This window comes from Methylobacterium endophyticum (genome assembly GCF_050591105.1).
GTDB lineage: Bacteria > Pseudomonadota > Alphaproteobacteria > Rhizobiales > Beijerinckiaceae > Methylobacterium.
In genome coordinates, this window is sequence record NZ_JBNHES010000027.1 from 24,075 (window position 1) to 36,483 (window position 12,409).

General features: G+C 71.1%; 13 protein-coding genes and 2 pseudogenes. 5 read left to right on the forward strand and 10 right to left on the reverse strand.

Annotated features, from left to right (window positions below):
* The first annotated feature begins 7 nt into the window (after nucleotides 1-7).
* Nucleotides 8-178, forward strand: coding sequence for a hypothetical protein (locus ACP56T_RS20695; RefSeq protein WP_186383961.1), 171 nt, complete (start codon nucleotides 8-10; stop codon nucleotides 176-178).
* 62 nt (nucleotides 179-240) lie between these two features.
* Here the strand turns inward: ACP56T_RS20695 and ACP56T_RS20700 are convergent, their stop codons facing one another.
* The 4 genes from ACP56T_RS20700 to ACP56T_RS20715 all read right to left on the reverse strand — a co-directional run bounded on the left by ACP56T_RS20700 (nucleotide 241) and on the right by ACP56T_RS20715 (nucleotide 6,066).
* Nucleotides 241-606 carry a hypothetical protein gene (locus ACP56T_RS20700; RefSeq protein WP_144767079.1) on the reverse strand — a complete coding sequence of 122 codons (366 nt, stop codon included), beginning with the start codon at nucleotides 604-606 and terminating at the stop codon, nucleotides 241-243.
* A 32-nt stretch (nucleotides 607-638) separates the two neighbouring features.
* Nucleotides 639-3,851, reverse strand: coding sequence for an efflux RND transporter permease subunit (locus ACP56T_RS20705; protein ID WP_144767080.1), 3,213 nt, complete (start codon nucleotides 3,849-3,851; stop codon nucleotides 639-641).
* Nucleotides 3,852-3,863: 12 nt separating this feature from the next.
* Nucleotides 3,864-5,597: an efflux RND transporter periplasmic adaptor subunit gene (locus ACP56T_RS20710; protein WP_144767081.1), complete on the reverse strand. Its 1,734-nt coding sequence runs from the start codon at nucleotides 5,595-5,597 to the stop codon at nucleotides 3,864-3,866.
* A gap of 82 nt (nucleotides 5,598-5,679) precedes the next feature.
* On the reverse strand, nucleotides 5,680-6,066 hold the full coding sequence (locus tag ACP56T_RS20715; RefSeq protein WP_144767082.1) for a hypothetical protein: 387 nt from the start codon (nucleotides 6,064-6,066) through the stop codon (nucleotides 5,680-5,682).
* A gap of 116 nt (nucleotides 6,067-6,182) precedes the next feature.
* Between ACP56T_RS20715 and ACP56T_RS20720 the strand changes: the two genes are divergently transcribed.
* Nucleotides 6,183-6,530: a hypothetical protein gene (locus ACP56T_RS20720; RefSeq protein WP_144767083.1), complete on the forward strand. Its 348-nt coding sequence runs from the start codon at nucleotides 6,183-6,185 to the stop codon at nucleotides 6,528-6,530.
* Between the two features lie 97 nt (nucleotides 6,531-6,627).
* Here ACP56T_RS20720 and ACP56T_RS20725 read toward each other — a convergent pair whose 3' ends face one another.
* Nucleotides 6,628-6,801 carry a hypothetical protein gene (locus tag ACP56T_RS20725; RefSeq protein WP_238178997.1) on the reverse strand — a complete coding sequence of 58 codons (174 nt, stop codon included), beginning with the start codon at nucleotides 6,799-6,801 and terminating at the stop codon, nucleotides 6,628-6,630.
* 487 nt (nucleotides 6,802-7,288) lie between these two features.
* Here ACP56T_RS20725 and ACP56T_RS20730 point away from each other — a divergent pair, with 487 nt between their 5' ends.
* The 3 genes from ACP56T_RS20730 to ACP56T_RS20740 all read left to right on the forward strand — a co-directional run bounded on the left by ACP56T_RS20730 (nucleotide 7,289) and on the right by ACP56T_RS20740 (nucleotide 8,735).
* On the forward strand, nucleotides 7,289-7,528 hold the full coding sequence (locus ACP56T_RS20730) for a hypothetical protein (RefSeq protein ID WP_144767085.1): 240 nt from the start codon (nucleotides 7,289-7,291) through the stop codon (nucleotides 7,526-7,528).
* Between the two features lie 387 nt (nucleotides 7,529-7,915).
* Nucleotides 7,916-8,107 carry a hypothetical protein gene (locus ACP56T_RS20735; protein ID WP_186383962.1) on the forward strand — a complete coding sequence of 64 codons (192 nt, stop codon included), beginning with the start codon at nucleotides 7,916-7,918 and terminating at the stop codon, nucleotides 8,105-8,107.
* Nucleotides 8,108-8,468: 361 nt separating this feature from the next.
* Nucleotides 8,469-8,735 carry a hypothetical protein gene (locus ACP56T_RS20740; RefSeq protein WP_144767087.1) on the forward strand — a complete coding sequence of 89 codons (267 nt, stop codon included), beginning with the start codon at nucleotides 8,469-8,471 and terminating at the stop codon, nucleotides 8,733-8,735.
* 439 nt (nucleotides 8,736-9,174) lie between these two features.
* Here ACP56T_RS20740 and ACP56T_RS20745 read toward each other — a convergent pair.
* The 5 genes and pseudogenes from ACP56T_RS20745 to ACP56T_RS20765 form a co-directional block, all read right to left on the reverse strand.
* A pseudogene (locus tag ACP56T_RS20745) lies at nucleotides 9,175-9,954 on the reverse strand (cobalamin-binding protein); the annotation flags it as partial.
* Nucleotides 9,955-9,985: 31 nt separating this feature from the next.
* Nucleotides 9,986-10,348 carry an SPOR domain-containing protein gene (locus ACP56T_RS20750; protein WP_430914029.1) on the reverse strand — a complete coding sequence of 121 codons (363 nt, stop codon included), beginning with the start codon at nucleotides 10,346-10,348 and terminating at the stop codon, nucleotides 9,986-9,988.
* 15 nt (nucleotides 10,349-10,363) lie between these two features.
* Nucleotides 10,364-11,047: a hypothetical protein gene (locus ACP56T_RS20755; RefSeq protein ID WP_144767090.1), complete on the reverse strand. Its 684-nt coding sequence runs from the start codon at nucleotides 11,045-11,047 to the stop codon at nucleotides 10,364-10,366.
* Between the two features lie 10 nt (nucleotides 11,048-11,057).
* On the reverse strand, nucleotides 11,058-11,618 hold the full coding sequence (locus tag ACP56T_RS20760; protein ID WP_144767091.1) for a sigma-70 family RNA polymerase sigma factor: 561 nt from the start codon (nucleotides 11,616-11,618) through the stop codon (nucleotides 11,058-11,060).
* Between the two features lie 97 nt (nucleotides 11,619-11,715).
* Nucleotides 11,716-12,276 (reverse strand): annotated as a pseudogene (locus ACP56T_RS20765) (S8 family serine peptidase); the annotation flags it as partial.
* Between the last annotated feature and the right edge of the window lie 133 nt (nucleotides 12,277-12,409).

Here is a 12,409-nt window from a genome sequence, read left to right on the forward strand (position 1 = left end):
CGCAACCGTGGCAGGCAAGAAGCTGGCGCGCCAGACGGAGCAGTGGGGCAGCAATCCGCGCGGCAGGCGGCGGGCCCGACCCCATGTCAGGCGCGCGGCGGGCCGCGACCTCCTGAAGGCGGCGGTGCTGGTCCTCTCGGTGATCGGGCTGCTGGTGCTCCTGGGCCGGTTCGCCTGAGAGGGGCGGCGGGCCTGGGTCCGCCGCCCGGCAACGCCCGTCACCCGCCCGGCTCGCCAGCCCTACGGCTTCTCGAAACGCGCCTGGACGTTGTGCCCGTGCACCTTCGCGGAGAGCACGACCTTCGCCCCCGCCGGCAACGGGGCCTTGAGGTCGGCCACGAGCTTGTTCGGCGACGCCGGCTTCAAGGTCAGGGTCTCCGTCTTGCCCCCCGCCTGGACGAAGGCCTTGGCCGAGAGGCCGGCCGTGTCGGCCGGCTTGCCGTCCTCGCCGGTCACGAAGAACGTGACGCCCGTATCGGTCGCGACGAACTCGATGGGATGGCCGTCGGCGACCGTCGTCTGGCCGCCGTTCGGGCCCGCGGCGAGGCAGGGCGACGACAGGGCCAGGGCGATGGCGAGGACGGCGGGGCGGAGGGGGGAGCGCATGGCGGTATCCTTTCTCAGGGGCATGGGGACGTTCAGAACGCCTCGACGGGCGCGCTTCGCGGGGCTTCGGGAGAAGCCTCGGGACCGTGACGGGCGTCGTCCCGCAACCGCTCCAGGGGCTTGCGCCCGAAGGTCAGGAACAGGACCGGGGTCAGCACCGTGTCGAGGAGCGTGGCGCTGATCAGGCCGCCGAAGATCGTCACCGCGACAGGGTGCAGGATCTCCTTGCCGGGCGCGTCGGCCCCGATCAGCAGCGGCACCAGGGCGACCCCGGCCGAGAGCGCCGTCATCAGCACCGGCGCGAGCCGCTCCAGGCTGCCGCGGATGACGAGGTCCCGGCCGAAGGGCATGCCTTCGTGGATCGCCAGGTTCAGGTAGTGGCTGATCTTGAGGATGCCGTTGCGGGTGGCGATGCCGGTCAGCGTGATGAAGCCGATCATCGAGGCCACCGAGAGCGGCTGGCCGGCAAGCCAGAGGGCCGCCACCGAGCCGATCAGCGCGAGCGGGATGCTCCCGAGGATGATCAGCGTGAGGACGACCGAGCGGTAGCGGCTGTAGAGCAGCGCGAAGACGAGCGCGAGCGAGAGAAGCGAGAGGAGCCCGATGGTGCGGCTCGCCTCCGCCTGGGCCTGGAACGAGCCTTCCAGGCTGGTGGTGTAGCCGTTGGGCAGGCTCGCCGCGGCGACCTTCTCCTGGATGGCCCCGACGATCTTGCCCATGTCGGAGCCGGCCTGCGTGTTGGCCTGCACGACGATGCGGCGGCGGGCATTCTCGCGCAGGATCTGGTTCGGCCCGTCGGTCTCGCGGATGTCGGCGATCTGGCGCGCCGGCACCCAGCCGGACGGCGTCTCGACCAGCATGTCTCCGAGCCGCTGGGTGGTGCGCATGGCGTCGGACAGGCGCATCACCACGTCGAAGCGGCGGTAGCCATCGACCACGCGCGAGACCACCTGGCCGTTCGAGAGCCGGCTGAGCTGCTCCACGAGGGCGGCCGGCTGCACGCCGTAGAGGGCGGCCCGGGCGTAGTCGACGCGGATCTCCAGCTGGGGGATCAGCACCTGCTTCTCGACCTGCAGGTCGGCGAGGCCGGGGATCTCGGCCATGCGCCCGCGCAGGTCCTCGGCGAGGGCTCGAAGGGTGTCGAGGTCCTCGCCGAAGATCTTCAGCGCGATCTCGGCGCGCACGCCGGAGAGCATGTGGTCGAGCCGGTGCGAGATCGGCTGGCCGACGTTCACGTTGACCGGCAGGACCGCGAGGCGCCCGCGGATGTCGGCGACGAGCTCGGGCTTGGGCCGGGCGCCGGGCTTCAGGTCGATCTCCAGGTCGGACGAGTGCACGCCCTCCGCGTGCTCGTCGAGCTCCGCCCGGCCTGTGCGGCGCCCGATGGACTTCACGTCCGGCATCTCCAAGAGCAGTCGTTCCGCGACGAGCCCGACCCGGGTGCTCTCGGCGAGCGAGATGCCGGGGTTGAAGGTCATGTTGACCGTGAACGAGCCCTCGTTGAACGGCGGCAGGAAGGTGCGCGGCAGGAAGGCCGCCGCGAGCCCCGCCGCCGCCACCGCCAACCCGGCGACCAGCATGACCGGTCGGGCACGCCCGAGTACGCCCCTCAGCAATGCGGCGTTGCCCCGCTTCAGCAGCTTCAGGAAGCGGCTGTCGTGCTCCTCCAGCCGCTTGAGGCCCGGCAGGAGGTAGTAGGCCAGCACCGGCGTCAGAGTGATGGAGACGAGCAGGCTCGCCAGGATCGAGACGATGTAGGCTTGCCCGAGCGGCGCGAAGAGCCGGCCCTCGATGCCCGACAGGGCGAAGAGCGGCACGAAGACCAGCACGATCACCATCGTGGCGTAGACGATGCCGGAGCGCACCTCGTTCGAGGCCGCGACCACCACGGCGAAGACGCTCCGCGGATTGCCGGCCCGCCGGTTCTCGCCGAGCCTGCGGAAGATGTTCTCCACGTCGACCACCGCGTCGTCCACGAGCTCGCCGATGGCGATGGCGAGCCCGCCCAGCGTCATGGTGTTGATGGACAGGCCGGCGAGGTGGAACACGATCGCGGTGGCCAGGATCGAGACCGGGATCGCGGTGAGCGAGATCGCGGTGGTGCGAGCGTTCAGCAGGAAGGCGAACAGGACGACGGCGACCACGACGACCGCCTCCATCAGCACGGTCTCGACGTTGCGGATCGAGGTCTCGATGAAGTTCGCCTGCCGGAAGATCAGCTGGTCCGCGCGAACGCCCTTGAAGGCGCAGGCTTCCCCGGCGGGCTCGGCCATGGACGGGCCTGCCCCGCCCTTACCCGCGCCGCAGGCGTTCAGGCTCGCGGTGATGTCCTTGAGGGCCGCCTCGACCTCGCGGGTGAGGCGCACCGTATCGACGCCGGGCTGCTTCTCCACCGAGACGACGACGGCCGGCGCGCCCATGTAGCCGGCATCGCCCCGCTTCACCCGGGCCGCGAAGGAGACCTCGGCGACTTGGCGCAGGTAGACCGGTCGGTTGTTGACCGTGGCGACGACCATGTTGCGCAGGTCGTCCAGGTTCATGGTCCGGCCGAGGTTCCGGATCAGGTACTCGCGGGCGTACTGGTCCGTGAATCCGCCGCCCGTGTTCGTGCCGAACTGGGCGAGGGCCGTCTCCAATTGCCCGTGGGTGATGCCGAGCGCCCGCAGCGCCGTGGGTTGGGGGGCCACGCGGAACTGGCGCACCTCGCCGCCCATCGGGATGACCTGCGCGACGCCCGGGATCGAGAGCAGGCGGGGCCGGATGGTGAAGTCGGCGAGCTCCCGCAGCTGCATCGGCGAGACCGTGCCGCCGCTCAGCGCCACCATGACGATCTGGCCCATGATCGAGGAGACCGGACCCATCATCGGGTTGACGGTGGGGGGAAGTTGCGGCCGTACCATCGCGAGCCGCTCGGACACCTGCTGGCGGTTGCGGTAGATGTCGGTGCCCCAATCGAACTCGACGTAGATCACCGACAGGCCGACACCCGAGACCGAGCGGACGCGGCTGACGCCGGGCAGGCCGTTCATCTGCGTCTCGACCGGGAAGGTGACGAGTTGCTCGACCTCCTGGGGCGCGAGGCCTTCGGCCTCCGTCATGATGGTGACGGTCGGCCTGTTGAGGTCGGGGAAGACGTCGACCGGCAGCTTCGTCACCGTGAAGGCGCCGTAGAGGACGAGCACGGCGGCAAGCGCCAGCACCAGCAGGCGGTTGCGCAGCGACTGCGTGACGAGGAGGGTGAACATGGGCGCGCCTCCTCAGCGGACCTGATTGAGGAGCTCGGCGCCCTGGGTCACGATCCGCTTGCCCGGCGCGAGGCCGGACACCACCAGGACCTGCCCCGCGTCGAGGGGCTCGACCCGGACCTCGCGCGGCTCGAAGCGCTCCGGCGCGGTGTGCTCGTAGACGATGCTCTGGCCGTTGCCGCCCCGCACCACGCTCATGCGCGGCAGCGCCAGCCCGGCCTGCTGGGCATCGGTCGCCGCCAGCACGGTGACGAACTGCCCGGTGCGCAGCTCCGGCGGCGCGCCCTCCACCGCGAAGTGCATCGGGACTGCCTGACTGCGGTCTGCGAGGCCCGCGCCCATGTAGGCAAGCCGCAGCATCCGGCCGTCCGCCATGCGGGCCGTGGCGTCCTGCCCCCCGGCTAGCGCGTCGAAGCTCAGGGCCTCGACCCAGAGGCGGTTCGGGTCGACGATCTGGAAGACCTGCACGCCGGGGCTCGCCATCTGTCCGGCCACCGCGTTCGCCTCGGCGATGGCGCCATCGACGGGGGCCTTCAGCGCCTCGGGCTGCTGGCGGATGTTGTCGAGGGCCGCGCGGCGGTCGAGCAGACCCTTGAGCTCGGCCTGGGCGTCCTCAAGCTGGACCTGCGAGACAGAGCCGCCCGGCGCGAGCTTGCGATAGCGCTCGACCCGGCGCTCGGTGATGGCGATCTGCTGGTCGAGCTCGCCCTGGCGCTGGCGCATGTCGGAGGCGTCCACCGCCTGCACCGGCGGCGTCACGTAGGCGAGCACCTGGCCCTTGCGCACCCGGGTACCGAGGCGCGGGAAAATCCCCGATTCCGGCGGCGAGAGCCGTCCGCCGACCGAGGACTGGACGACCCCGCTGGCGCTCGGGTCGGGTACGATGCGGCCCGGCAGCTCGACGGTGCGACGCAGGGTGCCGGAGGCGGTCACCACGGTCCGGACGGCGAGGACACGCTGGGTCGGCTTCGGAACGAAGATCGAGCCGTCCGGCTGGCGCCGCGCGAGGTCCTGCCCGGCAGGGGCCAGCGCCGCCATCTGCAAGACCTGGGGCGTGTCGGCTGCCTTGGCGCCATGGTCATGGCTGTCGGCCGCGAAGGCGCGCGGCGCGAAGGCAAGGGCGACGACGAGCACGACCAGGGCGGTGGCGGGCAGGTAGCGGCGTCCCCGCATCAGAAGCGTGACCGCGGTGCCCAGCAGGAAGCCGATGCCGCCGATGGCCAGCGGCAGCGGGTCCGCCTCCTTGAGGTGGCGCTGGAAGTCGTGGGCCGCGGCGAGGCCGGTCGCCCAGGTGGAGGCGCCCGCGGCCGGCGGTGCCGGCGGCGCTTCCGGAACGGTCAGCGTGACGGGGAACATGTCGGTCGCGCCGGACGCGGTCACGGTGAACAGCACCTCGTGCTCGCCGGGATGCAGGCTCCAGTGGGCGTCGAACGCGTAACTGCCGTCCGGCATCGGCGTGGCGGTGGCGGCCCCCTCCGGCGTCTCGGCTTGGACGGCGGCGTCCGTCACCGGTTCGTTGGTGGCCACGCGGTCGAGGAACACCATCAAGCGACCGTTGCGAGCGACCGCGACCAGTTCCAGCGCGTCCGTGCTCGACGTGCCGCGCGGCGCGGTCGCCGTCGCCGGAGCCTGTGCCTCGTTGCCGTGATCATGACCCTCGTGGGCGGCGGATATCGTCGGCGCACCAGCCCACAGGCCGAGAGCCAGGAAAGCCATCCGCAAGGCGGAGGCGGGGGAAAAACGCATGGGATAATCGAGCCTTCGCGAAGGGGAGGCTAGCGGCAGCCCTCACGGGCAGCCGTTCAGGGCGCGCGTCGATGCGCGGACCTCAGGCGAAGGATCGAGGGGGCTCGGGAAGGGTCTCGGGTGCAAGGCTGTCGAAGGCAACCTTTCGGATGCCGACCAGCGTCCGACCGGGCTTCCAGCCGACCGCCACGGCCGGGAAGTCCCAGCGCACGAAGGACACATGGCAGCAGCAGTTCAGGCCGCAGGGGCTTGCCGCCGCCTCGTCGCCGGCTCGCTCCGCGCGGTCCGACAGGTCGAGCGCCTGCTCCGGTCCGGAGGCTTCCATGTGACCGGCCGCAGTGACCTGCGCGTGGCCGACATGCGGTATCCCGGCATGGGCGTGCCCGGCACCCGCCACCGAAAAGGCGACGAGCGTCACGGTCAGGAAGACCGTGAGCAACGAGCGCCAAAGGGAGCGGGTGGCCGACATGACGAGACATGCTTAGCATGTCCGAGCGTATCGTTCATGAGCTTTTTGGCACCGGACGAGCGCGCGTCTGGCCGGAAGGCTCGCGGGCGGGTCGTTCGACCGAGGACGGAGAGGGAATGAGGTTGACTGCGGCGGCCCTGTGCATCGGCCTTGCGACCTGCGCGACGGCACAGGAGACCAAGATCGTCGGCATCGGCGCCGCGACCTGCGCCCGCTTCAACGCGCAGGTCGCGGAGGCCCCGGCGTCCGAACGCGACTATCTCGCCTGGGCTCAGGGCTTCATGAGCGGCGCGCTGATGCGGGCCCCGCCCGGCGTCGACGAGGGCCTGGACCTGTTGCCGCCGACGTTGCCCCTCCCGGACCAGGCGGCATTCCTGCGCTCCTTCTGCCGCGAGCACCCCGAGCAGGACTACATGGACGCCGTGCGCGCCCTCTACCATCGCCTGCGGGGGGCGGCCCTCTGAGGACGCCGGCACACACCTGCCGGCTCGCACGCCTCTACCAGTCAGGTAGGCGGGAGAGCCGCCGGTCGGGCAGCCCTCCCGCGCAGCCTGCATCCCCTTAGAAGTGGTGGTGATGGTGCCGCCTGTAGTGGTGGTGATGGCCCCAGCCATGGTGGTGGTGGCGCGGCCGCCAGTGATGGTGATGGCCCCAGTGGTGATGATGGTGACGAGGGCGCCAGTGGTGGTGGTGGCCGTGATGGTGGTGATGCCCCCAGTGTTGCACGGTCTGCACCAACGGGGTTTCGGCGGTACCGACATCGGCCGCGGCAACCGGCATCGGAGCCGCCCGCGCGGGAGCCAACTGAACTGAAAGCGCCAAGGTTACGGCGGCGAGATACCCAATAAATCGTGACGTCATCGGGTGTTCCTCCAAGAGGTGCGGACCGGGGTCCGTGCCCAGACCATAAGCTATCCAGATCCGTCGCAAAGGGGATCTTCGCCAATTGGATCCTGGCGCGTGCACCCGGACACGCGGGGACAACCCTGTACGCTGCCGATTTCCTCCGGATACCCGCATCGCCACCTCCCTCTCTCGCGCGTTACCAAGGCGGGACGGGAGAACCTGGACGGGCCAGGGAACCCTGATGTCAGCTTGGCCGTTCCCCGGGGGCGCCTCGTCGGGCCGGGGTTTCGGATCGCGCCGCTGCGGCCGGGGCCCGGCGCGACGGGGCCTGCCGGGCACATGGACCCGGCGGTACCGAAAAGAGAGGAACACGCCCTTGAAGAAGTCCCTGCTGGCGCTCGCCGTCATGGCCTCGTTCGGCCTGGCCGGAGCCGCCTCCGCCGCGCCGGCCCTCCCGGGCGCCGCGATCGCCTCGTCCGACGTGGTCTCGGTGCGGATGGACCGGATGCACGGCCACCATCGCCAAATGGGCCGCCGCCACCGTCACGGGCACATGATGCGCCACCACCATCACCGCCGCGGCCACATGATGCGGCACCATCACCACCGCATGTGAGGCGGACGGGGTCCTTCGGGGCCCCGTTTCATGTCTACGGCCAGCGACGAGGCCGGTGCGAGATTGGGATACCTCAGCCGAACTCGCTTCCTCATCCAGGAGGAACGGCTGTGCGCGTCCTGACCTTGACCGCTTCCCTCGCCTTCGCGGCTGCCGTCAGCCCGGCCGGAGGCGCCCCGTCCGGGGCGCTGCCGCTGTTCGCCGGAGCCGCTCCCGCGTCAATCGGCGACGCAGGTCTCGTGGACCACGCGCAATTCCACCATCACCACCGTCGACACCACCATCACCACGTCCGGCGGCACCATCATCACTTCTGAAGCCCCTCGCTGAAGCGCGACGGGGCCGCTCTCATGGACGGCCCCGCATCCGGGAAGCGCCGTCGGCTCAGTGGCGGTGCTCTTCCACGGTCACCCGCTTGTGGCCCCCATCATGGTGGTCGTCATGGCGGTCGACATGTTCGTGGCGGCGCTCGACATGCTCGTGCCGCTCGACGTGGCCATGACCATGTCCGTGCCCGTGCACGGAGACGCCACCGGGGCCGACGTCAACGTGCTGGGCCGATGCGTAGCCCGGGGCTAGGGCCAGAGACGCGGCGGCGGCAAGGATAGGCAGGGTAAGCTTCATGGATTAACTCCGTGAACGAGGATCTCGACAAGCGAAACGTCAGATCCGCCCGAACCGATCCGCGCACTCGTGACCTTTCTTTCAGGATGAATATTGGCTGAACCAACACCATGGTCGGCCGCCGCGTTGCTTTCGGCCGCTACGCTTGTGTGCCCTGGCCGGATTGCCTTGGCGGTATCGGTCGCCCTTCTGGTCCGGCCCCCGGGAGTGATCAGGAGCGCGAATGTTTTTCCGGGCAGGAATGAACCGTCCCGGAGCCTCCCGCGACCAACGAAGGTCAGGACCGGATGCCGGTCCGCAAGCAGAGGAGGTCAACATGTTCCGATCCCGCAAGCTCTTCCCGCTCCTCGTGGTGGCGGCCCTCGGCACCTTCGGGGCAACGGCCGCGTCGGCCCACGGCCATGGTCACTTCGGGCACGGGCATTTCGGTCATGGCCATTTCGGGCACGGTCACGGCCATTGGGGACTCGGCCATGGCCACGGTCACTGGGGGTATGGGACGGTCTACTATGGCGGCCACTGCCACGCGCGCCGGTGGGTCAACGACTTCGGCGACGTCGTGGTCCGCAGGGTCTGCCACTGAGCGTTCGGGGCCGACGGCGCCGCGCATGCGCGGCCCTATCCGTCGCCGCCGCGGAGGCGTGCCGCACCGCCCGACTTCGCCCACACACCGGAACGCACCCTGGCCCCAAGGGACCCGGGTGCGTTTCTCGCTCCGACCCCCCATGGCGGCGGCCGCGTGGCTGCGCCGTTCACTTTGAGGGCCGCCCATCCGGAAAGAGCGCCAGCCGTGCCGCCGACGTTCTCTGGTAGCCGTCCTGGCGAGCGCGGCCCTGCGGGTCGGCGTGTACCCGACGTATCCAGCCACGTCGCAACAGCAGGTCGAGGCAGCGCCCGTCGAGCCGCGAGCCCTCGACCCACCCGTCATCCGGAACCTTGCGCAGGACCGCGCGGTGCCTCTCGCTGAGGGCCCACGGTCGGTGGCGGCCATCGCCACCCCCGGACTCCGCCACAGGGGCGCGAGCCGCTTCCAGAGCGGCCACGATGGCGTCGAGCCCATCCGTGAGCGCGGCCGGTCCCGGCTGAAGGATCAGCGGCGACTTGATCTCCGTGATCCGGTTCGCCCGCACCGCCGGGATGGCGTCCCAGCCAGGGCGCGCCGCGATGCGGGCCGGCACCACCTTCTTCCCGCACCAGGAGGCGAGGATCACGTCGGGCGCCGCGGCGGCCACCGCCTCGGGCGCGACGATGCGGTCCTTGGCTGCCGCCTGGGCTGCCAGCTCGGGGAATACGTCCTCGCCCCCGGCGACGCGGACGAGCTCGGAAACCCAGCCGATGCCCGAGATCAGCGGCTCGTCCCACTCCTCGAAGAAGACGCGTGGGCGCGGTTGCCCCTGCGCCTCCGCCGCCACCCGCACCAGGCGCTCCTCGTATCCGCGGGCCAGGGCTTCGGCCCGCCCGTTCGCGCCGACGAGGGCGCCGACGGTGCGAATCATGGCGAGGATGCCCGCGACGTCACGGTGATTGAAGGCGTGCACGGCGACGCCGGCCCGGACGAGCTCGGCCACGATGTCCGCCTGCAGGTCCGAGAAGGCGAGCACCAGGTCGGGGTCGAGCGCGAGGATCTTCAGGATGTCCGCGCTGGTGAAGGCCGAGACGCGGGGTTTCTCGCGGCGCACCTGAGACGGTCGGACGGCGTAACCGGAGACGCCGACGATGCGGACCTGCTCGCCCAGTAGGTAGAGGGTCTCGACCGTCTCCTCCGTCAGGCAGACGATCCGTTCCGGCGGGAAGCGACGCATGCGAACCTGGCCGCGGTATACGGGCCGGCGCTCACTCGCCGGCGTACCGCGCGCGACGGATATAGGCGCCCGGCACGCAGGCATCGACCCGGGATAACGCGGCCTCCGCTCGCGCTCGCGTCGGGTAGGCGCCGAGGACCGAGACCTCGAAACCCGAGGCAAGCCCCGAGAATTTATCCGAGGCGTCGTTGAACGGGCTTTCCCCGCACGCCTGCGCCTGCCGCCATACCCGTGCGACCGCCGCGTCCGCGGCGCGGCTGCCCGACCCGCTGTTGTTGGCGAAGGACCCAAGCACCACCCACCAGCCGTCGTCCGCGAGCGGCACCCCGCGCATGGGCTGCGCCAGGACGGGTGCGGCGAGCGCCGTGAAGGCGAAGACCAGGAGGGCACGCATCTTCACCTCCTCCAGTCAGCGAGCCGGCAAAGCTTCGGGAACGGCGAGAACCACCAAGCCGGGCTTCGCGCGCAGCCGGTCGAGGGCGGCACCCAACGAGCGATCCCCATCCGCCCCGGCGTGCACCCGGATGCGGTAGATCTCCCCGGCACGCGGGCCGTCCACGACCGTCATGCCGCCCTCCGCGAGAGCGGCCGCGATCTGCGCGGCGGTGGCGGTCGGGGCGAAGGCGACGAGGATGAAGGTCCCCCCTGCCGCCGTCCCGCCGTCGCCGTGCGAGGCCGTCTGGTAGGAGGCGCCCGGGGCAGCGAGCCACGTGCCGGTAAGGAGCCCCGCCTGAAGCAGGATCAGGGCGCAGGCGGCGAGCGCCGCCCCGGCCAGGACGGGCGGCGACAGGCTCGCCAGCGCGGCGCCGAGCCTCCGCAGCCAGCGCGAAGGGCCACGGTCGCGGGCCGCGAGGTCGGCGTCGATGCGCGCGAACAGGTCGTCCCGGGCCTTCATGGACGGCGTGCCGAGAGCCTCGTTCGACGCCACGGTCGCGTCCCGCTCGTCCCGGACCAGGTCGAGGCGACGGGCGAGCTCCCGGTCGCGGTCGAGCGCCGCCTCGATCCGGGCGCGGGCCGCAGGGTCGAGGCGGCCGGTCGCGTGCCAGGGCAGCAGGAGGTCGTCCTCGTCGCGCGCGGGATCGGTCGTGGTCATCGCGGCCTCCTCACGGCCATCCCCGGTCGATTCCGGCCTTCAGCAACAGGTCGGACAGGCGCTTGCGGGCGTGGAACAGCCGCGTTTTCACCGTGCCGGCCGGGATGTCGAGGACCTGCGCCACCTCCTCGACGCCGAGCTCGTGGTAGTAGACGAGATCGATCACGGTGCGATGCTCCAGGGACAAGCCTTCGAGGCAGCGGCGCATGGCCTCCGCCTTGCTCGCCTTCTGCAGGGTGACCTCGGGCGTGTCGGCCTCGTCCTCGACCGCCTCGGCCATCTCCGGCTCCAGCGCCTCGTGCGGTCGCCGCCGCAAGGTCGAGAGCGCCTTGAAGCGGGCGATGGTCAGCATCCAGGTCATGACGCTGGACCGGCCCTCGAAGCGGCCGGCCTGCTGCCAGACATCGAAGAAGGCGTCGCTCATCAGGTCCTCCGCCCGGCTCGGGTCGCGCACCATGCGGACGAGGAAGCGGAACACGGCGGTCGAATGCCGGGCGTAGAGGCCCTGCATCGCCGCGCGGTCGCCACCGGCGATGCGCCGGATGAGGTCCTCGTCGGAGGGCGCGCTCATCCGCACCCCATCATGGGTCGCGCGGACAAGGCGGACGGTTCAACGGCCGGAGCGGATTTCCACGGGGCGCCCCATTCGACGCAATTGGCGCCGGGCATCACGGTTGCGCCGGCGCGGCCGCGCTGACCGGCGTCGCGCTCATGCCCGGGGCGGGCAGGGTCTGCTGCGTCTCCGCCACCGGCGCCGTCAGGGCCCGGACCGCGCCCTCCGCGTCGGCGAAGCCCGCGCCAAACTCCCGGTCCGGCCCCGGCGGTCCCAGATCGCGGGCGCTACGCGTCAGCGCCGCCCGCACCTCGGCGGGCTTCAAGCCGGGCTTCGCCTGCAGCATCAGGGCGACGACGCCGCTGACCTGGGCGGCCGCCATCGAGGTGCCCGACAGGAGCCCGTAGCCCCCGTTCGGGGCGGTTACGAGGATGTCGACGCCCGGCGCGGCGACGCAGAGGTGCGAGCCGCGGTTGGCGGCCGGGAACAGCCGGTCCTCGGCGTCCGTCGCGGTCACCGCGATGACGTTCGGGTCGGCGGCCGGGAACAGCGGCGGTGACGCCGGACCGGCGTTGCCGCCGGCGGCCACGTAGACGATGCCGCGCCCGGTCCCGGCGGCGAGGAACTCGGAAAGGGCCGCGTCCCAGGGGCCGGCGAAGCTCATGTTGACCACGCGCGCACCCTTCTGTGATTAGGCGTGGAATAAGGACCCCGTTTTTGGGGTAATCGGCGTCCAAACGGGACCCCAGGACAAGTCATCCACACTGCCTTCCGGCTCGAACGGGAGGCTTGCGCGGGATGTTGGTCGT